General features: G+C 58.7%; 27 protein-coding genes. 1 reads left to right on the forward strand and 26 read right to left on the reverse strand.

Annotated elements, in window-relative coordinates:
• Positions 1 to 54: 54 nt before the first annotated feature.
• From BLQ92_RS26245 to BLQ92_RS26320, 15 genes are all read right to left on the reverse strand, one after another.
• On the reverse strand, positions 55 to 336 hold the full coding sequence (locus tag BLQ92_RS26245) for a hypothetical protein (protein WP_090688441.1): 282 nt from the start codon (positions 334 to 336) through the stop codon (positions 55 to 57).
• Between the two features lie 172 nt (positions 337 to 508).
• Positions 509 to 2,560 (reverse strand): hypothetical protein, encoded by a 2,052-nt coding sequence (locus tag BLQ92_RS26250; protein WP_143016667.1) that lies wholly within the window; start codon positions 2,558 to 2,560, stop codon positions 509 to 511.
• A 194-nt stretch (positions 2,561 to 2,754) separates the two neighbouring features.
• A complete protein-coding gene (locus tag BLQ92_RS26255) occupies positions 2,755 to 3,237 on the reverse strand; it encodes a hypothetical protein (RefSeq protein ID WP_143016668.1) in 483 nt (160 codons plus the stop codon).
• Positions 3,238 to 3,316: 79 nt separating this feature from the next.
• Positions 3,317 to 4,093 (reverse strand): hypothetical protein, encoded by a 777-nt coding sequence (locus BLQ92_RS26260; protein ID WP_090688449.1) that lies wholly within the window; start codon positions 4,091 to 4,093, stop codon positions 3,317 to 3,319.
• 46 nt (positions 4,094 to 4,139) lie between these two features.
• Positions 4,140 to 4,358 (reverse strand): helix-turn-helix transcriptional regulator, encoded by a 219-nt coding sequence (locus BLQ92_RS26265; protein WP_090688451.1) that lies wholly within the window; start codon positions 4,356 to 4,358, stop codon positions 4,140 to 4,142.
• Positions 4,359 to 4,471: 113 nt separating this feature from the next.
• A complete protein-coding gene (locus BLQ92_RS26270; protein WP_090688452.1) occupies positions 4,472 to 5,005 on the reverse strand; it encodes a hypothetical protein in 534 nt (177 codons plus the stop codon).
• A gap of 23 nt (positions 5,006 to 5,028) precedes the next feature.
• Complete coding sequence (locus BLQ92_RS26275) at positions 5,029 to 5,406, reverse strand: single-stranded DNA-binding protein (protein WP_090688455.1); 378 nt, start codon at positions 5,404 to 5,406, stop codon at positions 5,029 to 5,031.
• Between the two features lie 39 nt (positions 5,407 to 5,445).
• Complete coding sequence (locus BLQ92_RS26280; protein WP_176860775.1) at positions 5,446 to 5,934, reverse strand: hypothetical protein; 489 nt, start codon at positions 5,932 to 5,934, stop codon at positions 5,446 to 5,448.
• A complete protein-coding gene (locus tag BLQ92_RS26285; protein ID WP_090688461.1) occupies positions 5,915 to 6,739 on the reverse strand; it encodes a hypothetical protein in 825 nt (274 codons plus the stop codon). The genes BLQ92_RS26280 and BLQ92_RS26285 overlap by 20 nt, the downstream gene beginning before the upstream one ends.
• 3 nt (positions 6,740 to 6,742) lie before the next feature.
• Positions 6,743 to 7,042 (reverse strand): hypothetical protein, encoded by a 300-nt coding sequence (locus tag BLQ92_RS26290; RefSeq protein WP_090688464.1) that lies wholly within the window; start codon positions 7,040 to 7,042, stop codon positions 6,743 to 6,745.
• A gap of 357 nt (positions 7,043 to 7,399) precedes the next feature.
• Positions 7,400 to 8,272 carry a hypothetical protein gene (locus tag BLQ92_RS26300; protein WP_090688469.1) on the reverse strand — a complete coding sequence of 291 codons (873 nt, stop codon included), beginning with the start codon at positions 8,270 to 8,272 and terminating at the stop codon, positions 7,400 to 7,402.
• A gap of 369 nt (positions 8,273 to 8,641) precedes the next feature.
• Complete coding sequence (locus BLQ92_RS26305) at positions 8,642 to 8,878, reverse strand: hypothetical protein (RefSeq protein WP_090688472.1); 237 nt, start codon at positions 8,876 to 8,878, stop codon at positions 8,642 to 8,644.
• Positions 8,871 to 9,368, reverse strand: a complete 498-nt coding sequence (locus BLQ92_RS26310) for a hypothetical protein (protein ID WP_090688475.1) — start codon at positions 9,366 to 9,368, stop codon at positions 8,871 to 8,873. The genes BLQ92_RS26305 and BLQ92_RS26310 overlap by 8 nt, the downstream gene beginning before the upstream one ends.
• Positions 9,369 to 9,650: 282 nt before the next feature.
• Positions 9,651 to 9,935 (reverse strand): DUF4224 domain-containing protein, encoded by a 285-nt coding sequence (locus tag BLQ92_RS26315; protein ID WP_090688478.1) that lies wholly within the window; start codon positions 9,933 to 9,935, stop codon positions 9,651 to 9,653.
• A 12-nt stretch (positions 9,936 to 9,947) separates the two neighbouring features.
• Positions 9,948 to 10,268, reverse strand: coding sequence for a helix-turn-helix domain-containing protein (locus BLQ92_RS26320; RefSeq protein ID WP_090688481.1), 321 nt, complete (start codon positions 10,266 to 10,268; stop codon positions 9,948 to 9,950).
• 569 nt (positions 10,269 to 10,837) lie between these two features.
• On the opposite strand from BLQ92_RS26320, the gene BLQ92_RS26330 reads away from it, so the two are divergent.
• Positions 10,838 to 11,194 carry a hypothetical protein gene (locus BLQ92_RS26330; protein ID WP_090688486.1) on the forward strand — a complete coding sequence of 119 codons (357 nt, stop codon included), beginning with the start codon at positions 10,838 to 10,840 and terminating at the stop codon, positions 11,192 to 11,194.
• A 34-nt stretch (positions 11,195 to 11,228) separates the two neighbouring features.
• Here the strand turns inward: BLQ92_RS26330 and BLQ92_RS26335 are convergent, their stop codons facing one another.
• The 11 genes from BLQ92_RS26335 to BLQ92_RS26385 form a co-directional block, all read right to left on the reverse strand.
• Positions 11,229 to 11,939, reverse strand: coding sequence for a hypothetical protein (locus BLQ92_RS26335; RefSeq protein ID WP_143016670.1), 711 nt, complete (start codon positions 11,937 to 11,939; stop codon positions 11,229 to 11,231).
• 17 nt (positions 11,940 to 11,956) lie between these two features.
• The gene (locus BLQ92_RS26340) at positions 11,957 to 12,385 is read right to left on the reverse strand and encodes a hypothetical protein (RefSeq protein WP_090688492.1); all 429 of its coding nucleotides are present in this window, start codon (positions 12,383 to 12,385) and stop codon (positions 11,957 to 11,959) included.
• On the reverse strand, positions 12,382 to 13,488 hold the full coding sequence (locus BLQ92_RS26345; protein WP_090688494.1) for a hypothetical protein: 1,107 nt from the start codon (positions 13,486 to 13,488) through the stop codon (positions 12,382 to 12,384). Before BLQ92_RS26345 ends, BLQ92_RS26340 begins: the two co-directional genes overlap by 4 nt.
• 645 nt (positions 13,489 to 14,133) lie before the next feature.
• Entirely contained in the window at positions 14,134 to 15,495 is a 1,362-nt protein-coding gene (gene dsdA / locus BLQ92_RS26350) for a D-serine ammonia-lyase (protein WP_090688497.1), read from the reverse strand.
• 7 nt (positions 15,496 to 15,502) lie between these two features.
• Positions 15,503 to 17,032, reverse strand: a complete 1,530-nt coding sequence (locus BLQ92_RS26355) for an amidase (RefSeq protein ID WP_090688501.1) — start codon at positions 17,030 to 17,032, stop codon at positions 15,503 to 15,505.
• Positions 17,033 to 17,120: 88 nt separating this feature from the next.
• Positions 17,121 to 18,047 carry a LysR family transcriptional regulator gene (locus tag BLQ92_RS26360; protein ID WP_244106304.1) on the reverse strand — a complete coding sequence of 309 codons (927 nt, stop codon included), beginning with the start codon at positions 18,045 to 18,047 and terminating at the stop codon, positions 17,121 to 17,123.
• Positions 18,048 to 18,108: 61 nt separating this feature from the next.
• Positions 18,109 to 19,344: an MFS transporter gene (locus BLQ92_RS26365; protein ID WP_090688505.1), complete on the reverse strand. Its 1,236-nt coding sequence runs from the start codon at positions 19,342 to 19,344 to the stop codon at positions 18,109 to 18,111.
• Between the two features lie 868 nt (positions 19,345 to 20,212).
• Positions 20,213 to 20,500, reverse strand: coding sequence for a PAAR domain-containing protein (locus BLQ92_RS26370; protein ID WP_090688507.1), 288 nt, complete (start codon positions 20,498 to 20,500; stop codon positions 20,213 to 20,215).
• A gap of 27 nt (positions 20,501 to 20,527) precedes the next feature.
• Positions 20,528 to 21,835 (reverse strand): SEL1-like repeat protein, encoded by a 1,308-nt coding sequence (locus BLQ92_RS26375; RefSeq protein ID WP_244896672.1) that lies wholly within the window; start codon positions 21,833 to 21,835, stop codon positions 20,528 to 20,530.
• A gap of 3 nt (positions 21,836 to 21,838) precedes the next feature.
• Positions 21,839 to 23,890 (reverse strand): phospholipase D-like domain-containing protein, encoded by a 2,052-nt coding sequence (locus BLQ92_RS26380; protein ID WP_090688511.1) that lies wholly within the window; start codon positions 23,888 to 23,890, stop codon positions 21,839 to 21,841.
• 3 nt (positions 23,891 to 23,893) lie between these two features.
• Positions 23,894 to 24,522: DUF2345 domain-containing protein (locus BLQ92_RS26385; RefSeq protein WP_244896673.1), on the reverse strand; the 629-nt coding region annotated here is incomplete at its 5' end.

Raw genomic sequence — 24,522 nt, forward strand, 5'->3', positions numbered from 1 at the left:
CACAATGCGCCGCAAGCCCTGTCTACGCGATGGGAAGTGCATCTCCGCCCAGGATCAGACAGCCTTGACGAACGAACCGTCGGCGGCAAAGAGTTTGCCGTCCTGTTCGTACCGGATCGTTCGGTCACTTGCGTCCATAACGTGGCCGTGGGGCTTGTCAGGGTCGAACTTGTGCGGGCTCTCCACCTTCGGCTTCGCCTCCGGTTCCGACTTGCTGATGAACTCGAGCGTTCCGCCGTGGAAGACGTTCCCGTCCTGTTCGAAGAACCGCCCTTCACTTGCCGAATAGCCTTCACCATACGGTTTGTCCGCGTCAAATTTCGGTTGTGTCTTCATCACTCTCTCCAGTTGGAACGGTCGTTACTGCCTATACTCATTGATACGCTCACGCCATCACTCCACCTCATGACAAACGAAAACGAAACTGGTAGCGCCAACGAACTCACATTCGGCGAAACGCTTCGCGCGGTCGCCGGCGGCTGGCTCATGATCCTGTCTTGGGTCGCACTCATCGTCTTTGCTGGAATTGCGCTGACACGCCTGCTGTAGACGAGATTGCGTCGATGTAATCCTGCGTGTCTTCCTTGACGTCTTCGGGCTGATCGCTCGTCTTGTCTTTGAGCGCGTTCAGCAGCGCCGGTAGCCTCACCGGAATCATGTCCGGACGGAAGCGCAGGGTTTGCGCCAGCCAGTCGACGAACCGCGGATTAGTCATCATCCGTGCCGTGACGTGGGCAGCCCCCATGCCGACCAGCGTCGGGACCGTCGTTACCGGGTTAATCAGGCCGATCCCGGTACGAATCAGCGCCTCACTCGGGGCGGTTCCAGACGGATTGGCGAAAATCTTCGCGCCACCCTTGATATTCGAGGCCACCTTCGCAATTGCATCGAGTGACGGGCGCAGTTTCGAGTTGGTCCCCGTGGAGAACAAAGCATCCTTCGCGGCGGGCGACATGGAAGACCAGTTCGACAGAAATGTCGAGGTTGAAAAAACATCCCCCTCGGCGTTCTGCGCCCCAGGTTTGGCTAGCCCCATTCGCCGAAGTACCGCGGAAGCTACTACGTCGCGCTCGGCCGGCTTAAGGCTGGACATCACCCCTGAAATCTTCGTGGACCCCGCTCTCATGCTCGCCGGATTCGTTGCAGCCTCGAATATCTGCTCTGGAGAGGCGCCCTTGCGAACCACGCGATCGAGAATGTTATCGATCTGATCATGGCCCGCCGACGTAAAGGCATTCGCGCTTTTCATTGCCTTTATCGCAGCCGGATCTCCAGTCGCCTGGGCTGCATCGTCAAGATCCTGTGAGAGCGATCGATATAGCGTCCTCCACTGGCTGCGAGGAGCAGCGCCCGCCATCGAGAAGTCATCGAGCTTTTCACCGACCAACGTTCTGATCTTCTTTACGGCTTCGTAGGGGAGGTTGTCGCCTCCGTATGCCTTGAAAAGCTCCTGCAAGTCGGCGGGCTGGAATGCCTTCTTAACCATCGCGTTCGACGCGGCGATATTGGGGCGCTGGCCGAACGCTTCGACGCTATCCAGATCCTCGAGCATGGCGTCTTTGATACCCTGCATTTCGCTGTTCTGAAAATACTTAGACGTGGACGGCGCACCCGGAATCGTCGGGTTGAGCATCTCGAGGGTCTTCATTGTGTTCGGCAGTTTGACCGACTTGCTGCTTCCGTCGGAATAGCGAAAGAACGAATCCAGCTTGTCGTACAGGACCCGCTGCCCCTGCTTGAATCGATCCATGAAGCCGCCGGGCCCTTTCAAGCCCTTTTCGATGGTCAAGCCGGCATTGAACGGATCGGCATCACGGCTCAGCTGATTTGCGAGCCTTGTCACCTGGTCGCCGACCTGAGCTGCCTGCGTGTCCGCAGCCTTCTGCATAACGCCGTATCCGCCGACTACCTTCGACGACGCACTTTCTGCGACGCGGCCAATTGAACGCTGCGTAGCCTGCCCAACGCTCGGCGTGGTGCCGGCCGCCTTGAAGGTGTCGATCGTGTCGCGCATCGCCGGGATATTGGCAGCACCGCCACGCAAAAGGTAGCGGATCGGCGAGCCAACAAGGTCTAGAGCTTCCTTCCCGATAGCCTTACCGACTCCCGCTACTCCGCCACCTTCTCGAACTGCAGCGCGCGCCAGCCCCGCACCCGCTCCGGTCGGCAGAATATCAGGGAATGGCATGTCGGCATTAGCGACCTTTTCGAATTGTGGATTGGCGCCGACGGCAGGCGCGCCAAACTCACGGCGGATCGTGTTCTCCACAGAATTGGGATCATCGGGCGGCAGCTGAAGCCGTTTCCACCAGCCTGGGGATGGTGCGTCTTGCCCCGCCTGCGCGTGCCCCTGCAGCTCTTCGGAGGTCACAGGAACTGCGGTACTCAGATCGAATCCACCTTGTTGAGGCTGGGCGGCGGCTGGAGCGGCAGGCTGTGCCGCACCTTGCGCTGGCGCGACAGCAGCGTTGGCAATAGGCGGTGTACCAGCGGCTGGCATCGCCGTGGCAGCGCCCTGATCAGCCTCGACCGGTACCGCTGTGGACAGATCAAAGGGCATCAGCTCACCTGTTGGAATCGAGTGTGATCGGGCGACACATAGGCCAGACATCCACGCTTGTCGACGTGGAGCATCCAACCGAGGTCGTTCATTTCAGGCCAATCGATCGTTCTCAGCCGGTGCATGAGCGCGTGGAAGACGGCTTTTGCTCTCGCTGCATCCGTCCGGTTAGGCGTGGTCACTAGCGGCTCCCTTTAGGCTTGTCCGCGGCGCCGACGCTGCTCGGCAATGAACGCTTGCTCATCATCGGCGTCCGACTCGACTGCATCGACTTCGTCGCGATCCACTTGCCCGCGTCTCCGGCGCTGCTCTGCGATGAATGCCTGTGTGTCATCGGCATCCGACTCGCCTTGATCGACTTCGTCTCGATCGACCGGCGCCACCGCGTTGGCCGTCGCAACCTTCCATTTACGCAAGCCGTCGCCGATTTCCTTGTAGAGGTCACGGTATGGACGCTTGTCTCCGGCTTTGCGCGCTTCAGTTTCTTTCTGCATGAAGACGCCGCGGAGAACCGGGTCGGAAAGGATGTCCTTATATCCGGCGTCAGAGTGAACCCATGCTGCGGCTTCGCGGAAATCAATACGCACATCGATCATCGAGGTAATCGACTGATCGTCGATGCGACCGTTCTGACGCAGCTTGGCGATGGCCGCACGAGCTTCATCGTCGCCTCCCATCTGGATGGCGCGTGCGAGCGCGGCATCGTCGTCCTCGCCTCGGTTCATATTAGTCCTCCTATGATCTCACCCAAAAATCTCAACGAGGGCGATTTGCCAGAATGTTTCCTGTTGCGGTCATGGTGCTGGTGCCAAAAGCTGACTGGACCACTAGATACACTGTGGCTGACCCCGCCAATTTTTCTCGCTGGCATGGCACGGCACCAGCTTGCTGGGCGCCCGCTGTTAAAGAGGCTTGGAGGTTCCATAGCTCAACATTCGCCGGCAGCGTCGCGCTTGTGGTATTCAGTCCCGCCACCACCTGCGTGACCGTAGTTGTTCCAGCGGGAATAAATTCGGCATTCGCGCAGACCCACCAGTCACCTGCAGTCAGAGAAACGCTGCACACGTTCACTGGGGTATTGGCCGTGAGGGACGGTGTGGAACAGGAAGCCGTGGGACTTTCTCCCACACTGCCGACGTTCGCATTGTTGTTCGTTGTCGTGCCGACAATGCCGGCCGTCTGGGATGGCGTAAGGGTGCCGGTTAGCGTGCCCCCGGTTAGCGGCAGATATCCAGACAGCAACGAGGTGAAACCGACGCCCGTCACCGCTCCGGTCGCGTTGATCGTGGTGGCATATACCGGCTCCGGAGTGGCGCTACCATAGCCTGTCGAAGGCGGCGAGGCGAACGTGGCGCCATTGAGCGTGGCGGCATTCGGACTGCCCCACGCCGGCGCGCTTGATGATCCCGTGGAGACGATTGCCTGTCCGCTGGTTGAGCCCGCGGGGTTGAGCAACTGGATAGGGCTGAAGGTGGTCGCCGCAGCTGAAAGCGCAAATGCGAGCGACGCGATGAAAGCGATCATGCGTTTCATTTTTGATTCCCTTAATTGATGATTTTCACTGTCGTCATTTGGAGCATCAAGCCGCGTGCGATTCGGGGCGCTTCGCAGTAGCCATACGCTCGAGATACGCGTCGAGATCGCGTTCCAGAAAGATCGTCACTCGAGCGGAAACCTTCACGGGACGCGGGAAATCCGGTTCAACCTTCGCTTTGTGCCAAAGCGTGCTGGTTCCAATACCCAACTTGACGGCCGCTTGTGCGGGTCGCAGCCAGGTGCCTTCCAAGGTGTTGGCCATAAACACTCCTCTCGTGTGCCCGCGGCAAAATCCGCGGTATGAGAGAAGCATCCAATTTTGGACTCGGCAAGTCTAAGGAGCGTAGTAAATGGCGGTGATCGTTCTATTGCGCCCTAACTAGGGCGGACGGCTCTCAGATGTCTTTTGATCTGGTCACCAAGCGTTACGTCGGCGAAGAGCGCGCGAGGAATCGCGAGCCGAGCGAACTCGAAGAAGTGCCCAGATATCTCATTCGTCACAGGGTCCGTCGTTACCGTCGCCTTCTCCTGGGCAACAACTTCGAATATTTCCGCAAGCTTCGTTATCAACCACCCACGGTCGTCGGGGTCGGGACCGCGCCGCCGGCTCTCATCGCCTTGCGCGATCGTCTCGTCGACAAGCGATGCAACTTTCTGGGCCGCATCAAGCAAGACTGCGTATTCCGCAACTCCGCTGAGGAGCCTCTCAACCGTATCTTCGCGCAACAGCACGGTCGCGAGAGCTCGTTTGAACCGACGCAACTCTGCCGCTCGCACCGACCGCTTCGGTATTGCGTCGATCTCGCCCTTGTTGAAGTCGTATAGACGCACGCACGCGTCAATCTCATCCAACTCCGCGCTGATTTCATTCACGTCCCGGCCGAGCAGATCCGCGATTTCCTGACGCATCTTATGTTCCACGCTAGCGCCCCTCACAGGTCGTCGTTCATGTCGTCAGGCGCGCCGCCGACCGGAGCTGCGCCACCCGGTTGCATAGCCCGCCGTTTACGCTGCACCTGGTACGCGGTCAGCACGCAATGCGCAACCATGTCGAGCGCAGGGCGTGCCTCTCCGTTCTTGTCCGTCCAGACCTTCGGCATGAGTGCACCGGTCAGCGCAATGCTGTCGCCGTCGTCGAGCGCCAGCAATGCGTCCTGCACGCTATGGCTGAAGGCGATTACGTTGACGAACAGCGCGTCACTGTCGCCAATGGCTGCGCGCACCTTCGCGGTAACGAACGCCTTGCCGCTCTGACCCGTACGCGCCACCGGCTTACCGTACACCTTGCCGCCAATCAGTCCATCAATCATTTTTCACCTCTTTCATCGGTCATTGCGTGCAACTGTGGTTCATTGCGTCGCTTTCGCGGAGCCGAGTTCGGATTCGACGCGATCCCGGCGTGCTTCGAGTCTCGTCAGCGCGGCTTGGTGCACCGAAAGTGCGGCGCGGGCCGCCTCTAAGTCTGACACCGCCGACCGGCCCATAGACCCTGCTGGCGGCACAACTGGGCGCCGCGCAGTCAAATGGCCACGTAACGAAGTGATCGCCTGGCGCTCGGCCGAGATGGCTTCGTCGATCTGATCTCGCTCCGCGCGAAGAGCGCTCACCTGCACGTTGATACCCTTCATTCGCCGATACCTCCCAAAGCAACGCCCGCCGCGTTGCTTCGTGTTGCCCCAGAGCGCGCCGGGCGACTGATCCCAGAAGGTGGTCGGGCCTGCCATGTAGGCGAACCCGACCTTGCCGCGTGCCCCGTGACGTTGCGTGTCGATGATGATCTCCGCGCTGCGCAGGTCGCCGATATCCTTCGCCACGCGGTCAGTTTGCATATCGAGCATCGTCGTATCGCGGACGAGCTTGCGACCGGTGTTCACGACGAGCCATTTCGCCGACGGTCGTCAGCGCACATGTTTCGTCACTTGAGATGTACCAGAGCCGATACCAGTTGTTTTTCATGGCGTTGCGGAAATGCGCTCGCCAGTCGGCATAACGCTTCGTCTCATCCTCGACATGCCTGCCTTTGAAGACTGCCCAGCCGATTGCGATCATCTCCTCCGACACTCCCACCTTCTTTGCCCACTCGTAGATCGGATCGTCTTCGGAAATTGCCTTCACGCCTGCGGACTTGCATCCGTCAATGAATGCTTGCAGTGTGATCTTTGTACCTTTTCGGGTTTTGGGTTTGACAGCCGTAGGCGTGCTCGCAGGCAGACCTTCAGTTCTTTCTACTACTTCAGTCCTTTCTATAAATTCAGTTCTTACTAATACATCCGGATTATCCCGATCGGGCTTTTCCAGATCGGGCTTTTCCGGATGAGGCTTTTGACCCACATCCGGATTTTCCGGAACAGGCTGTTCGTAGACCGTCGTAACGACAGATCCGTCAGCGAGCCGCTTGCGCACGATGTATCCCGCCTCATCGAGCTCTTCGAGAGTGCGATATACAGCGTCGCGCCCGCTGGCACGCGAACACGCCTGAGTTTCGTTTACGAGTGCTTGGACGTTCACGCTCCAGTGATCAGGCTTGCTGAGCAAGTGCACGAGCATGCCGCGCGCTGCCCACGAGAGCCGCGAATCGCTGAGAATGTGATTGGCGATGACCGTAAAGTCCCGTTCTGGTCGAGGCGCACGAATGATCGGCATTGGCTATTCCACACCCGCCACCGGCACGGTCGGCGTCGAACGCGCCTCGATACGCTTCGCAATTGGCCTCATGAAGCCGCGGATGACTTCTGAGATACGTTGCGCGTCAATGCCGTCCAGAAGAGCTATCAACCGGTCTGCGAGGTCGTCCGGCCACGCCGTGCCAGCGTCGATTTCACGAAGGGCGCTATTCGCCGACTCGCCTGCTGAAACGATCCGTAGCGTCCCTTCTGCCAGAGCATTTGCAGGTGCGAGGACATCGACGCCGCCCTCTGTGCCATTGGACAGGTCAGAGTTCGTCATCGCAGCCCTCACGCAGCGCTGGGCTTGTAACCGAGCGGGTCGGCGATCCAGCGATGGACTTCTCGGTTATCCCAAACCGTGCAGCGTTCGCTCAGCCGAATTGGTGCCGGCGCGCGACCTTCTCGGCACATCGTTCGCCAAGTCTCACGGCAGACGGGCAGAAAGGGCTCGAGCTGGGCCCAGCGCGAACGGCCGATGAGAGGAAGAGTTTGCGGGACGTGGACGTCCGCTGTGGTGCTAGCCATACTGTTCTCCGTAATTGGGAAACGTTGTGTATGGCTAGATAGTATTGAGAAGTGGTCTAGATGTTTGCCATATGGCAAATTTAGTTGCCAGTGGCAGACACGTCCTTGAGCATCAAGGCTTCAGCAGCTTTATCCCTTTTGCGATACTTTCTCGCAAGCTCGAATTTCCCAAGCCGTTCGAGTCGGAGTCAGGGATGCTTTCGACAAGTTCCAGAACTGCTTTTGCAATTTTGTCCCCGTTCGGCTTATCGCCGCGCCGGTATGAATTTGCCTTCTCGGCCAGCAGCAGTGAAAGTGCGCCGATCTGCTTCAGGAGTTTGTCTCGTTCGCCATCGCCGACCTGCTCACCCGCAGGTTTTTGGCCACCGTCTCCACGCGCTTGTACGTCGGACAGAAACGCCATCAAGTTACGTGGACGCACCACAATCTCGCTATCTGTGGGGAAGCCATCCGCTGGGAAATAGTTTTTGGGATTGTTATACGGTTGATACTCTTTCGCTGTCACTACTTTATTGGAATCAAGATCGTGAATTTCAATGGAGTCGAAGCGCGTCAGCAATCGATAGACTTCACTCGCATCGAGCGACTGCACGAACACACCTTCAAGGTGTCCAAAGCTGATCGTCGGGTGCTCGTCGATGTCCCAGACCCTGACGTACTCAGGACCGAATTCGGCTATATCCCACGCCCCGAAAATAGTGACCACCCTGTCATCAAATACGATAACCCGATCATTGTCGAGTCGCATGCCCACTGGCACAGGCTCACCGGACAGCAGTTTCACAGTCTCCGCTTCGGCAAGAGGAACGATCTTGCACGGGTGACATTCAGCGTTTCGCTTGAGATTGACAGACAGTGTGAGATGTCCCTCAACGCCCAACTGCAGCAGGTCTCTACGGGAAACTTCCTCTGCCAATGCAGCGGAGAGATAGCGCGCAGATTCATCGAGCGAAAGCCACTCCCTGAGATTTGAGATCTTGTTCATGCGCCCTCACGCACCCTTATTAGGAACCGCGCCAGCAGGGTAAGGGGACCCTGTTTTCGGTTGGCCGACCTAGGCGCGGTTATTAAGGTTACAACAATTCAGCAATTCGAAAACGCTTCATTCAAATGCCTCAGACGGCAGTGGATCGATAAATTCGAAGTCGGCATCCGAGCCGGCCGGCAGCGGATTGAGCCGACTTGGGTCGACGTCGATACGCTTCGCCGGAATTGCATAGTATCCGTCGCCCGACGCCTACCGAGTCTCCAGGTAGATCCCGAACGAATCCCTGCCGCCGGATATCACCATAGGCGTCGACCCGTTGACATAAACCCGAACGCGAAATCTGTCGTCTTGCATATTGCTCTCTCCTTAAAGCGATCCCGCTTCGTCGATCTGCATAACAAACTTCATGCACATTATCAGGCATGCCATAACCATCGCCGGCATATCTACGGTTGCCATATCACTGACATCGTAGTTGACTTTTCCGTCATCCAGAATATTCACGAAGAGAAAGCCCCGGCCGGCCTTTGCCAGGGTTGCCGGCGATTTCTGTTCACGGCGACGCGTATCTAGCAAGACGACGTTCGCGGGCAGCTTATCCACGGCGCGCCTCGCTCACAAGATCCATCAGGCTGGTAGCCAGCTTATCCATGTCTTTGCACAACTCGACCAACGTGCAGCGCACGGGTAGCGCATCGGCTGCGTCCTCCGGTAGCGCATGGACCATAAAGGCGAGCACATTGTGAATCTTCCACGCTCGTGATGAATCGTCCGCCACAAGGCTCTCGACACGCTCCAGTATTAGATTGAAAGTCACGGACCTGATGAACTCGTTCACGCCGAACTCGAACTCTTCCATCACTGCGTTCACAAGCTCGCTGAAGTCATCGTCCGACTGGCCGCATGCCTTCGGTATGTTCGCGTTCATCCAGTCGGTCCAGAGGGACAAGAACACTGCCGAAACGGCTGTGTCGTCGACGAGAATTCCGCGGCCAGCGGCGCGAGCTCGCTCGAGCGCTTCGTCGCGCGGAAGCGATGCCAGATTGACGGGTGATTGTGTGCTTTGCTCAGAACGAGCGGGGATACCGTCCATGATCCATCCTTGAGTGAGATGAACCCGCTTTCCCATCGCCAAATGAGGTGAGCGGGCAGATGACAGGGTTGGCGAACCGGAACTCAAGGCACCCGGCATACCCGAAGGTATCCCCACCATCGCCCGCCCGTTGAATGGACGCATGCGTAGTGTACAGACGAAAAAATACCGCCGGGTGGCGGTCGTCATCCGCCTTGAGTTTCACAGGTCGCCAAACCTGATCGCTGTTGTCTCAGCGATGTTTAAAGTTTAGGTATCCAACGTGAGTTCGTCAAACGGAATTTAACTTTTCTTCGGCTTCCTGTCCGGGGACACCGGGCGGAGTTTTGCCAATTGTGAGCGGAGCAGTGGTCGCTCCTCTGGAAGATCTTCGAGGGGCCTTTGCGGAACTCCCATCCGCCTGGCCATCATCAATTCAAAGGTAGCTTTAGAGAGCACGATCGAGCCGTCGAGCCGGCGAACCGGATCGACACGGAAGTTCTCCTTGAACCAGGCCGCTTGCGCCGAGTAGCGCTTCATGCCGGTGATGGCCTCAAGGTCTGCATTTGAAAGTAACTCGAATGACATATGCGCCTCGACTCAGGAACGCCGTTTTGGAGGCTTACGTGCTAACAGTTCGTCAAGTTCTCGGTCAACGGCGGCCAGCTCTGCTGCCCTCGCAGGAGGCATACGCTGACGCGATCGAGCGGGCACTCCGACTTGCGGTCCTGGCGTCGCCGCAACTGGCTTCGGGGTTTTCTCCTCGCTGCGCTTCTCCAGATTCTGCCGCAATGTCTCCGGCCACACTCGCCATTGGTTGCCGATCTGAAAGAAACCAAGGTCCTCCTTGTGCGTGTAGACCGTGCTATAGCTGACACCGAGCAGCGCGGCCGCTTCCTTCAGGGTGAGCGCTTTTTCCATGGCTTGTCCGATCAGGTGGTGAGTTGGTCATGGGGCGCGTCGGCGAACAGTAAGCCGACGCTATTATCATAGCCGCACGAGGCAACCATCGACCGAGATCGAAAACTCAAACAATGAAACGGCTGAAAATCCAACTGTGGCTCGGGACTCTTTGCGTCTTACTGTATTTCTCAGAGGCGATCTCAGCGACTGAAACACCCCTCGAATGCCAAACCGTCGCTGACGACGTTCAAGTGCACTCCTGCGCCGACGAGACTGTCTACTTTCGAGGCGCGGTACCGGTTTTCTTCGCTTGTCCGAATTTTGGCGTGCGCTACCGCTGGGGAATGGGCGCTGGCATTGAATATTCGCCGCCCCCATCGTATAGAGGCGTATTTTTCCTGTGCGATGGCCCGCATGCAAGAATGGAAAGCGTCGAAAGACGACGGAAGGAATGGCTTCTCAAACACGAATGGAGAATGGCTTTTCAGTTCCTGCTATCCAACCTGTACTACTTCTAGGTGCGCCCCGACGAACGGTAAGCCGCAGCCGCTATAGTTGCAACATCGGGATATGCGACCGAGATCGAAATGACCGGAGACAACAAACTCGACGACGCCGAACGCGCCGATCTGCTCTGCTTCCTCGTGCTGTCACAGCTCATCGGCCACGCCAGCACCGGCCAGTGGCTACGGACCGCTCACGTCGTCGAGGCAACACGGATGTGGCTAGCTTCGAACAGCGCTCAATGCGACTGGCTCGAGCGAGTAAAACTGGCGAAGATGTCGGTCGATCTTGCGCCCCAGTTCCTGATATTTCCGTGGTTCATGGACCCGACCGCGATGGTCAAGCTGTTCGTCAACGGCTGGCAGCTCGATTACCGGTCGCCAATTCTGCGAGGCATGCTGGACGTATGCGCGGAGCACTTGCTTCGTCGGCTGGAGTAGTCCGCCCAAGGAGCACGCAGGAATGATCAGTTGGTTAATCCGAGGTCTTTCTCGCTCGACGCTTGCCCGCGTTGGCGACCGCGTCCGCCAGTCCGTCCGCCTGGACTGCAGGATGTTCTGGAGTCGTCTCGACAACCTTCCTGTCCTTTGGGTTGAAGTGCTGCTTAACGGCAATGTGTCGAACACGCATTGGACGTCCAGAGCCTTCGTGTTTGTGCGTTGAGAAGAACGCCAAGTTGTCACGAGCAGGACATTCCGCTTCGGAGTATTCCGGCAGCCCCAGTTTTTGGAGCCTTTCCCGCCATGTCGAAAGGACACCTGCACAGTCCGCTACGCGCACATATGCAATGAGCGCTCCCTGATCGGCGTTCGGAGTGCCGGGGCTGTATCGAGTGGTGAGTTGATTGAAGCCTTTCTCTAGATAGGCATAGTCGCTATGGATTTTCGCTTCTCCTACCCATAGATACCCAGCGGCATGCCGGACGACAATATCAGAGTGGCCACCGATCTTCTCATCATGCGAAGCGTCATACGTTCGAGAACAAAGCATCCCAATCAGTTCAGCGGTGAGTCGGTCCTCGCCGTCCGTGCTTCGCACGTCAGGGTCTTCTTCGATTTTCGCAAGACATTGATCGATATCTATATACAAAATCCGAACAAAGTCCTCGTAAGACCCAACCAGAAGTCGATCGGCAAAAAGCGCCCATTCGGGCTTCGCTTGTCCGAAGCGCTGAAGCTGTTCCAACGACATAGCCCCTAAATTCACGCTCTATGTCCCAATGACAGTGCGTCCTCGCTGAGGACAAAGAACATGAACAGGGATTTCTCAAAATTTGCTACGGGCTCCCCGGTGTGAGGATGATAAAACACGGCATCTTGGCGAGCTCGGGCGACCTCATCCCGGGAAACCTCCTCAATGAGATCACTCTCCGTGTCGATGAACTCAAATCGCGGCTCAAATAAGTGCAGACGACCGCCGGAAAGATATTCGACGGCCGGCAAGACGTCAGCTACATCGGCAAGACCAGCGATGCGACTGAGCTGGCCGAACGTCACGCGCTCAATATGCCCATGTTCGCCGCTCGATAGAAAGTCGACGATCGCGACGCAAGCCCCCCTCACCTCGGGTGAACGACCGAGGTCCTCTTGAATCCGCGCGATAGCTGTCGCCTTTTCCACCTGAAGATTCACACGAGTTTGCCCATGACCATGTCGAAGTCTGCCTCATCCGAGCAGCCGTCAATAATAGCGTAGCTTACGCGCGACTCCGGTCCTCCGGCAACGGCGAAGTGGCCCGAAATTAGCACGGTTGGAATCCGGCCTTCGTCTGCGGACCGCCAGCCCTTGCGGATTGAATATTCGTCGGTATCGCCCTTGATGGCCTGCATGCCCTTCTCATGGAATTGTTCGCGGCGCAAGTCAGACGCTCGGCCGCGCATACGCTCCTCTTTGATGGAGTTGGTAGTCGTCGCATGCCCGAGGCTATTCACAAAGCCATCCTGGCGAGCATAGAGCTTCGCTATAAGCGGGAAGAAATTTCGCGGCAGCAGCAACCATTTGTCGTTTCCAAACTTCTCACCGAACAGGCCATTCAGCCGGTTCGTGTAGAAGTTCCGCGCCTTCGCGAAATCATCCCTTGTCAAGCGACATGAAATGTCAATGTGAATCTCGACTACGCCAATTGCTGGACGGAACACTATCGAATCGAACGCCTGTACAAATCCGTTGCGAACCCCGATCACCTCGTCATAGCCCTCCAGCGCCGAGCGAGCATGTCCGTCAAGTTCGTTCAAGTCGATGGCTTCTCGTGTGCGGAACGCGCGCTTGCTACAAACAAAGACTCTTACGGAGCCGTCCTCATGCTCGAGAACATTGCAAAAAACGCCATTAAACGAAGCACGTCGAATCTTTGATTCGGACAACGGAAGAGGGAATCGCTCAGCGAATTCCGACTGCGGCTCAACCAACGCACCGATGCCGGCTGCGGCGTGCGCAGCTTCCTCAGGAGAGACGTCGAATACAGAGACGGCTCGAGTCCCTACTAAAAGTGAGTCCAGATAAATTGCTTTGACCTCGTCGCGGCATTCGATAAGCCGTTCGCGGGACACAGCCATTTCGGAGAATTTCTCGAACAACGGCTGCCAACCCTGAGCAGTCGGCATCTTCATCGCTCTGAGCCTAGAATTTACGATTCGAAAGGAATAACATTCTTGACGCAACCGCAGCGCCTCCAGATACTGAATCAATTCCTTCTTCAGTTGCGCCTCAGTCGCACTCTGATCTCTCGCGTTCATTGTGACCCTCTCTCGGTTGTCGTTGTAGTCTGATTAATTTTGCGACAAAGTTACCCTAATGGGCAAAGATGGGAAAGGCCATTTCGTAAAATTTGCGGAAGCCGTGCACCTTGGCCAAGATATCCGCACTTGAAGAATCCCACTGACGTCCCAAAGCAGGTCTTTTAGGGGCATCGTTGGGGGCACAATTTCTACGCGAAACCATCAAAACCTTGTTGTGTATAGATCTGTGAATTCTGTCGGGGGACCAAGAAATCGCCTCTAGGGCTTATCCACAAAGCCTCAGCGGCGCATTTGGCGTAAAAATGGCGTAACGCCACACGTCAACTGCATCGGCCTCCGCCAATGCCGGGCATGTCAGCCGGACACCCGCCCGCTGCCTTAGCAAATCTGTAGCCCCCAAACACTCCCAAAGCACCAGTACACAATCAGCAATTCCTAGCTAGCTGGTCACGTGCGTTCGCCAGCAGTCGGCCACAAGCAGCCCTCCGTTGAACTCGGACGAACGACTGCTTCGGATCAGACATCAGCCTCCTAATCCAATAGGGCCAAAGAAAATTCCATTCAATCGAAAACCAGCTTTATTGCCATTCCGAACATGGGATTGGGTCAGACAATTGTCAGCTTAGGACCTTGACGCGGCTATCAGGCTGCAACCAGTGCCCGCCGCCCCGTCTCGAGATATGCGCTCATCTCCGCTTCCGGCACCATGCCGCCGCCCGTTGCCCAGATGATGTGCGTCGCATTGCGCATGGTCGCTTCGTCGAGGTTCAGACGGGCGCGATAACCTTGTTGCTCGTTCGACACGCGCGCGAAGCCTGGCGCGCCCGCGAGAGCGGACGGCTCCAGCCGGATGTCCTGCGTCTCGGCCATCAGCGCGAGCAGCGCGTACAGTTCTCCGTCATCGACGGTGTAATAGCCGTCGATCATCCGCTGCATCGCGCGGCCCACAAAACCGGACGGACGCCCGACCGCGAGGCCATCGGCCGCCGTCACGTTGTCGATGCCGAAGTCCTGGACCGCAAGCTGTTCGTGCAGCCCGGTCAGCACGCCCATCAACATGCAGGGCGAATGGGTCGGTTCCGCAAACACACAATGCACCGCATCGCCGAACGCGAGCTTCAACCCGAACGCGACGCCACCAGGGCCGCCGCCGACGCCGCACGGCAGATACACGAAGAGCGGATGCGCTGCATCCACACGCACGTTCGCCGCATCGAGCTGTTGCTTCAGGCGCTCGCCCGCGACGGCATAGCCGAGGAAGAGCGTCGTCGAGTTTTCATCGTCGACGAAGTGGCACATCGGATCGTTCGAGGCGAGACCCCGCCCGCTTTCGATCGCTTCGCCATAATCGCCCGCGTACTCCACGACCGTCACGCCATGCGCGCGCAAGCGGTCCTTCTTCCATTCGCGCGCATCGGCGGACATATGCACGGTCGTCGAGAAGCCGAGCGTCGCACTCACGATGCCGATCGACATGCCGAGATTGCCCGTCGATCCCACTGCGATGCTGTGCTCGCGAAAGAGCGCGCGGCATGCGCCGCTGGCGAGCACACGATAATCGTCGTCTTCCTTGAGCAGGCCGTGACGCATCGCGAGTTGCTCTGCATGAAACAGCACTTCATAGATACCGCCGCGCGCCTTGATCGAACCGGATATCGGCAGATGGCTGTCCTGTTTCAGCAGCAAACGCCGGGGTGATTCGACGTCGTAGCGCTGGCTCAACGCCTGCGCGAACGCGGGCACTTCAGTCAACGGCGACTCGATGATGCCGTCCGCCTCGCGCACATCGGAAAAAGCTTGTGCGAGCAGCGGCGCGAATCGTTGCAGACGCGCACTCGCATCGGCGATATGCGGCGCATCGAGTGGAATATCGTTGATGGCGTCGGCCAGCGGCGCGACCGACGGATTGAACCACTCGACGGGTTGAAGCGCCATGAGCTCACGCAGGAGTGGGAAGTCGTGAAGCCACGTGTCGAGCGGCTTGCCGTAAATGGAATTGATCATGTTCGGGTCAGACTGCGGAAGCGGACGCATTGGGGAACGACACGGCATCGAGCACCGGCGGATGCGTGACGATGGACTTCAGGTCTACGTCCGATGCGCGCAGCTTTGCGGCATCGGGAATCGGGCGGCGCGTTTCGTCGGACGACGCGAAGAGCGTTTCGAACGCGAGCGCCGCATCGAGCAGCGGGAGATCGCCACGGAACGCGCCGATCATCTGCAGCCCGAACGGCATGCCGCGATGATCGACACCGCACGGCAGCGACAACGCCGGATTCGTCGCGAGCGTCACGACGTACGTTAGCGACAGCCAGCGATAGTAGTTCTCCAGTTCGACGCCATTCACCGATTTCAGATACGGCTGCGTCCACGGGAACGGCGAGACGGGCGTCGTCGGCGAAAGAATCACGTCATAACGGTCGAAAAGCGTCTGGAAGCGGCGGAACAAACGCGTCTGGTCGCCGTGGGCACGCACGCAATCCGCGAGACCGAGGCCGATACCCATTTCATAGTTCGCGCGTGGATTCGGGCCGAGTGAATCGGGGTTGGTCTCGTACGCCTTTTGCAGGCCCGCGACGAAGGCCTCCGCGCGCAGTACATCGAAGCAGCGATGCGCGCCCTGGAAGTCCAATTCGATCGGCTCGCATACGGCCACCTCGCGACACAGAAAGTCGATCTTGCGGCGGAACACGGCGCGGATGTCGTCGTCCACTTCGCACACGCCGAAATCCTCCGTGTAACCGATGCGCAGTTTCGATATGTCCGTGGGCGTGCGGCCGTCCATCGTCGGATTCATCGCGAACGGATAGCCGAGCGGATCGCTGCCCGACTGGCCGACCGTCGCCGCGAGTTGCAGCCACGTGTCTTCGACGGTGCGCCCCATCGGCCCAACCACCGCAATCGGCGTCCAGCCGAGCGGCTTTCGATCGCTCGGCACGAGTCCCGGCGAGGTGCGCAATCCGACCACGCCGCACTTCGCTGCGGGAATGCGCAGCGAGCCGCCGGTGTCCGAACCGCTGGCAAGCGGCACCATGTCGAGCGCGAGCGCGGCCGCCGAGCCACCCGACGAACCGCCTGCGTTCAGGCGCGGATCGAACGGATTGCCCGTCGCGCCCCACACGGGATTGAAGCTGTTCGCACCCGCGCCCATTTCAGGCACGTTGGTCTTGCCGACGACGATCGCGCCCGCTGCGCGCAGCCGACGTACCAGCGTGTTGTCCAGGGTGGGCACGTTCGCGCGATAGAGCGGCGAACCATACGTGGTCAGAAGGCCCTCGGTCTCTTCGAGATCCTTGATGCCGATGGGCAAGCCGTGCAAGGAACCTGCGGCCTCGCCACGTGCGAGCGCGGCATCGGCAGCGCGGGCTTCGATGCGCGCGCGTTCGAAGCTCGTCGCCGTGATGGCGTTGACATACGGATTGAGCGTTTCGATTCGCGCGATACAGGCTTCGAGCAATTCGACGGCGGAGATTTCGCGCGCCTGCAATAGCCCGCGCAGCGCGACGGCACTATGACGTGTGAGTTCGTGACGGTCGTTCATCGGAGGTTCCTTAAGCGGCAACGCAAGAGTCCGCTCAATGTAGACGACGAGAAAAACGACCGCCAGTGATGATTATCGAACGGTCAGTTCACTTTTGATCAACGCGCGTAGGCGGCGAAAGTTCGTCGCTCAGACGCTCTATAAACGACTGCTGCAGCAGCGGCAAGGCGCGCCGCGCGAGGGTATGAATTTCGATGGCGCGCTCGCTTGTGGTGAGTTCCGGCACGGGCAATGCGACGAGTTCTCCGGACGCCAGACGCGGGCGCACGAAAAGTTCGCCGCTGAACGTAACGGCGTCGCTTGCGAGTGTGAAACCGAGGAGCGTTTCGAGCGTCGCGCTGCTGAGCACGCTCTTGCACGCGACGCCTTCACGGCTGCAATAGATATCGATCAGCTTATGCAGTGTCGAATGAACACCCGGCAATGCGAGCGGATACGCCAGCAACTCACGAAACGAGACCTGCGCAGACTGCGCGAGCGGATGAGACGACGCGACGATCGCGAACACGGGCGAAGGCGCGGAAAACGCGACCTGAATGTCCTTCGCCGGTCCGAAGCTGAACGTGAGGCCGATATCGCATTCGGCTTCGCGCACGCGCTGCGTGACGCCGGCAGCCGTATCGACGACGACTCCGAACGATGCGGGCGCGACCGTGCGGCGGAAGTCCGCCATCGCGCGCGGCAGGAAGGTGGCCGCGAATCCTTCCGTGCAGGCGATGCGGATCGTGCGTTCGGATTCGCCGCGAAGCGCGTCGATTTCCAGCGAAATCTGTTCGGCGTCGAGCTGCGAGCGACGCGCATAGGCGGCGAGCATTTCACCTGCTTTACTTGGCACCATGCCGCGCGATTGCCGCACAAAAAGCGGCGCGCCGAGTTCGCCTTCTAGCCGCGCGATCTGGCGGCTCACGGCGGATGGCACGACGTTTAGCCGGTTGGCGGCATCGGCGATGGAACCGGTGTTGACGACTTCGAGGAAGTAACGGACGGCGGCTTCCTGAAGAATGCGGGCGCTCATGATGGATCGACGGGAGGACGCGAACCCTCCCATCATAGCGCCTGTTTGGCCGGCAAAGCGATCAGGCCTCCTCGGCGGCGCCAAGGCGTGCATCGGCCTCGGGGGACAGTCGGATCGTCAGACTGGTGATGAACGCGAACGCCGTCGCCACGATCAGGAAGCCGAATACCGCGTTGTAGTTGCCCGTGATCGAGACCAGCAGGCCAATGACTGCTGGCGCGACGAATCCCGCGACCTGTCCGCCGAAATTGACCATGCCCGCACCCGTGCCAATGAGCTTTTGCGGCAGAAATTTGGCCGGCAGCGCGAAGACACCTGCGAACACGAACGACTTGAAGAAGTAGACAATCGACTGATACGCGATCACGCCCGTCACCGTTTCCGCCGTGTACATCTCGTAGAGAAAGAAGCCGGAGATCGCGCAGCAAACGGCCATCAGCCACTTCTCGCGGCCATCGAACCAGCGCGTGAGAATCCAGCCGCCCAGCGCCGTCGATATGCTCGCCGCTACGAACGGCAGCGGCGTGAGCATGCCGACTGCCTTGAGGTCGAGATGACGCTCGGTCAGGAGATACGCGGGCATCCACGCATCGAGTCCCTTGTTGACGATGCCCATGCCGAACCATGTGAGCAGAATCTTCCACATGAGCGGCATCTTGAGGAGCGCGCGCGTTGCCGCGCCGTCGATGCGTGCGGAACGGCCAGCCGAATCGCGTTTCTGATGCGTGTCCTTTACCGCGAACAGATAGAAGAGCGCGAACATGAGACCCGCGCCGCCTGCGACGACGAACGCATGACGCCAGCCGAGATAGAGGATGAGCGGCGCGATGGCCAGAGGTGCGATGAAGCTGCCGACATAGTTCGACGACATCAGGAGCGCCGACATCTTCGGGCGATCCGCCCGCGCACACGATTCGGTCACGCCCTTCACTGCGGCGCCGGGATAACCGCCTTCGCCGAGACCGAAGATGAAGCGGATCGCGATCAGCGAAGCAAGCGACCACGCGACGCCGGTCATCAACGTGAACACGGACCAGAACGCGACCGACACGACGATGACCTTTTTGCTGCCCCAGCGATCCGCGATCCATCCGCCGGGAATCTGCATGGCCGCGTAGCTGATATAGAACGTGCTCATGACGACGCCTAGCACGGCCGAGCCGACGTGGAACTCCTTCCCGATAGCGACGAGCGACAGCGCGATCGCCGAGCGATCGATGTACGAGATGCAATAGCCGAGGTAGAGCAGCGCGAATATCGCGAGGCTGGCACGCCTGCTTTTATTGGGGTCGATCATACTGAGCATCTGCCGATAGAGAGAAGACCGGGTCCGCGTCGGCTCTGCCGAGCAGTCCCACCGCGACTAGTCGAATTGATCGTAAGTAGCCACAAAGGGGTCGACAAGTGACATATTCAGATCGCTCCGTTCGCGAAAACTCACCTGAGAAGCGGGCCGCGAGTGGTCTGGGCGTAGTTTTTCTTTTTAGATAAAAGACACAGGGGCGCGCCGGCGGCCACCTCTGCGTCGGTATCGTCGACGAGCCGACTAACGGCGAGCAGTTCGCGTCGTACTCTGACAGACGCCCACAATCTGAACGACGCGCCTAGCCAATTCAGACATCTTGGGCGCCAGCGCGGCATGGGGGACGCCGGTTGCCCGTTCAACGGCCGGTTCTCGGTCGAAAACCGTCGTTTGGGTTGGCCCCACCGGGCGGCCGAGAAGGGTCGAACGAGAAGGGTCGAATTGGGACACTCAAAGTTGCTTTGTCCTTCCAGTACGAAAGCGCCCGTTGTCGCGAACTTGTGCCCCACTGCGCAGACGAAACGATAAGGCGCTGTCCTAACGCGATATCGCTTGCTCAAACACTGGGCGCCCACCTGGCGAGCGATGTCGTGTAGGCGAACCAAGGTGTGATCGATCCAGCATCGACGGCATACCAACGGACCGCGCTCTCCACGCACCAGCCGCATCAGACTCGCCCCGGTCTGAGAAGAAACGTGTTTGTTTCCGCAGCGAAACCGGCACTGATCACGTACACCACACCACTCGCGGTCCAGCAGTGCGAACCCCGCGCCGGCAAGGTAGTCGCGAATCATTGCGATACGCTCATTACCGGTTCTCATACAGACTGTGAGTCGTCGTCAATTGCGTCGAGAATGGAACGTCACGCGTCGACCGACATTGTCTGCTGCGAGGCGACAAGTTTCGGCGGTGGATCGCATTTGCAGATGCAAAGGTCGTCGCTCAGCGCCACGCGTCGCCCGTCCGGCCCCTTCATCGACACGCGGGGCCCATCACACTGGATCTTGCCGGTCGAGTGGCAGGCGGGACACGACACGTCATCGTCTTCATGTGCGATGTTCCGGTCATTCAGTCCAAGTGTGGTCGAGCGGGCGAGCACCGTACCGTTGGCCGTGGTCTTGTCGCCAGTGAGGATCATGTAGCGTTTCATGGCTGCGGCTCCGTTCCGTCCGGCAGATCAGGCCTGGCCGATGTATCCGACCAGTTCCCATTCCACCTTCGCCATCTGCTGGCGCAGCCCCATTACCTGGTCCAGCAAAGCCACTTTGCGCGGCTCATGCACGACGAGCGACGGCAACACGTCGCCCTTCAGGAAGCGCCGCTGCGCGTCTCCCATCTGGCCTTTGCTGAGCCTTGCGCACCAGACGCCGTCTTCAGGACAGGGGTCGCCTGTGGTGGCAATCGTCCCGATCGGCAGGCGCGTGGCAACGGTTGCGGGTTGATCCGCTGTCGATGTTTTGCTGGACGTCCCAGCCAGCGGCAGGCCGGTCGCCGGGTCAAGGTTCTTCGCCTTCGCAAGCTGGTCGATGAGTTCGTCAGAGGGTTTCTGCGGCGGCACCGCTGCGTCCTGTTCCTTCTGCCACTGGAAGGTGCCGTCCCAAGGCGGCAGTTTTGCAGGCGGCAACGGGACGATCTTGTCGATGTCGGGAACCTTGGGATTGCGGCCGTCGTTGCTGTCTATGAAATCACCGATCAGGCTATAACGCCGCGCGCGCTCAGGGTCATTGGACAGTGCGAGGTAATACAATCGATTGGTCTCTGGAGGACCCTTAAAACCGTTTTCAAGGAAAGAGGCCGATTGCAAATCACCTGCTTCGACCCCCTTCTGAAAAGCCTTGATTGCGTCCGGAAAAAGTCCGTTGTCCTGTAGGTCGAGGCCCAGCATCTTTGCCGCTTTGCCATAACCCTGGTCTGTCGCGCATTCGCGCATCTGTTTCGCGATCGCCGGTGCCTTATCCATCGGCGCAAGCAATTCACCGATGCGATACTGCGCATCGGGGTTCCCCAGATCAGCCGCCTTGCGGAAGTAACGCAGCGACATTTCTGCATCCTGCTTCAGGCCGTAACCTGTTTCGAGATAGTAACCAATGTCGTAGTAGCCGCCTGGCACACCCTGCTTAACCAGTTGCGAGGCAAGGTCTACCGCTTCTTTCGCCCCCTCAGGAGAAAGCGCAAGCCCCTGCGAGATCAGCAGTTGGGCATTCTCATTAGCCTTGTAATGACCATATGCCGCTGCGATCCGGTAGTAGCGCAGGATATCGTCAAAGTCCTTAGGCCCGTCCTTTTTCTGCAGATACCGGGCGTACTGGAAAAGGCTGTCTGCCTTCGGGTCGAGCGGCGGCAGGTGATCGGACTCATGCGCGCAGGTGAACGCGAGGTTGGCGCGCACGGCGCTCATGTCAGGTAACTGGGCCACTGGGGTTTCCTTTTTCGTGCAAGCGCAGACAAGAAGAGCGAGCGAAATGATCAGGAAATGTCTGTTCATCGGTCAATCTTTGAAAGAGCGATCATTCTCGACTCGCAGAAAAGCGATCAGCGAAGCGACAGGTGCGCCCCCGTTGCGCTTGCTAGTCTTGTTCCGGTCGGTAATATTGGCCCAAGTCATGAACGCATTCTTCGGCGTATCTACCAGACCGAGCGCATTTTTATTTGCGTCAATGGTATGCAGCCCGAACAAATTGAGCCGCAATCCTTTTGCGACATCGCCATTGTCACTGCAGAAGTTTAGTTCACTGTCCACCTTCATACTCCGGGTGTTGATGTTTGCAGAGCCCTGCGTCACGAAAGCGTCGTCGATGGTCATTACCTTCGCGTGCACGTACACATCCGTCCAGGCACGACCCGCCGGCGAATCTGGCGCCACCAGCGTGCAGATCTGAATTTTCAGGCCCGGTATCTCGGTCGGAGGGGTGTCCGGATTGACCTGCTCATTGAGCCGTTTCTGTTTCTTTACATCGTCGATCTTTTGTTGAGTGTCCAACTGGTCCATCTGGTTCTGCTGGTACGCTGACGCGAGACTCGCGGCAGAACCATCAAAAGGACTCGCAGGCATAGACTGCAATTTCTGCCCGGTCGCCTGCTGCTGTGCAAGCTGGGTTTCCAGCGTCCTTTGCTGCGCATCCAGATCGTCTGCCCGTTCCAGCTTGGCCACCCCAGGCATCGAATTCCCGTAGCCCAGCGAGTCAAGCATCTGGTATGTGCTGACCGTGCCGTTCCCGACTGCCGCAGTACTTGAGTTCGTGATGACGAACAGATAGATCGGGCCGTGTTTGCCTGCATCGCGCCCACCTCCAACCTGCTTCTTCGCAACCTCCTTGATCTTGTCCCCGAGTTCCTGCCAGCGGAAATACTGGTTCTGGAAAAAGATGTATTGCGTCGCATTGTTCACGGCCTGCAGATACATCTTTCCGATGTCTTCCTTGCCTTTCGGCGACTGCGTGCGCAGCACCTGCGCCATGACCTTTATGTTGTCCGTGTCATCACGCAGTTTCAGATTACACGGATCGACATGCGCCCTGGATTTGGTCAGACTCTGGCCGGTCGCATCATCCCATGCCTCACAAAAGTTTGCGTTCAGATACTGCAGGATGGGGCCGGTGACGCGACCGGAGATGTCCTGCCACGGCGACGGACCACTGCGTCCATCTTCGGGCTTGTTGACCTTGTAGCTGTGATCTTTCGTGTCCCAGTACTGGTCGAGCATGTTGTGACCCATCACAAAGCCAGTGGCCAGATCCGGGTCTTCGTAATCAATCAGCACCATCTTCTGATGGTGCGTAGGCTCGGCCGTCATCCCTTGCGTGGTCCCCGCTATCAAACGGGGATCGTACCCCTGCGCTTTTTCATAGCTCCCTAATCGGCCATAGATTTCAGCGCGTTCATCGACGCTAAAACCTCGAGTAGCGAGTTCAAGGTTCTTGAAGGGGGATTCGATAAGCCGGTCAATCGCATTACTCGCTGCAGTCCTTACATGCATCACCGCGGCCACCGGGTTCCCCGTACCCCAGTTGACCTTCGTGGCATTGTTCAGATTCGCCCGGTGATACCACTTGGCATCGTAGGCCAGCTCCGCGTTCGTCTGGTAGTCCGGCGAAAACAGCGTTGTGCGATCGGACACCCATTTGCCTACCCGGTCGGGAACAAGCCCTTTGGCATCTGTCGTGCCGTCGTAGCCCGGCATGTTGTTTTCGCTCAACGCAGCCACGTAAACGTCATCATGCCAGCACAACAACCGCACCTTGACCTTGCCGCCATTATCCAGATCGCTGAGCAATTCTCCGATCCGCTTGGCCCGGGCTTTGCCACGCTTGAAATACATCGATGGCTGGAAGCCCCAGCAGATAATGTCGACGGTCTTCGTCGCCTTGGAGATCGCATCGTAGACGGCACCGAATGCGTCCTCGCCATTCACAAGATACTTGTATGTTCCCCAGGTGGGGCGATATTCGGTTTTATCCACAAACCACTTCATGGCGATCGTGCCAGTGTTTGTCTGGTTCAGCGCGATCGGTGTGGTACACGTCATATTCGATGCGGCCATGACTTACGCGTCCGAAGGAGGATTGAGAAGATCACTGTAGTACTGCCGATGCACGGCGCGGTCGGGTGCAGGCGTATCGCCATCGGGCAGGGTCTCATGAAACTGGAACCCCTGGTTCGCGAGCGCCCCGTTGGCCGGGTCCCGGTACTCGCCCGGCACTGGAATCTCATGTTTGTCGCCGTTGGCCATCTCCAGCGTGTACTTCTGCGTAGTCACCTGATGGTCAATCGGCAACTGGCCGGTCTTGTCGAACACGCCCTGCTTCACCAGCGCACCGTCGGCATACAGCTTGTACGGCATCCCCGCTGGAACAACGCTGGTCGCAGAAGGTGAAGCCATGGTGTTAAGCATCAGCCGCCTCGTGGGCATGTCCTTGAACGCGGGGTTCGTGACGTCCATGCGCGTCGGCCCGCTGAACGCGTGGTCCGCGCCCTTGAAGTCGAGCTTCCCCGGCGCATGGATCTCGATGTTGCCGTCCTTGATGCGGATGTACGCGCCTCCCGATGTCAGCAGGATTTCCTGTTGCGCGGCCGCCTGGATCTTCTCTGTGACCGAGGCCAGCAGCAGCGACTTCTGCGCAGTCAGCTCGACGTTGTCCGCATGCGCCTGCACCTCCACCTTCCCCTTCGCCG

Origin of the sequence: Paraburkholderia phenazinium (assembly GCF_900100735.1) — a bacterium.
GTDB classification, from domain to species: domain Bacteria; phylum Pseudomonadota; class Gammaproteobacteria; order Burkholderiales; family Burkholderiaceae; genus Paraburkholderia; species Paraburkholderia phenazinia.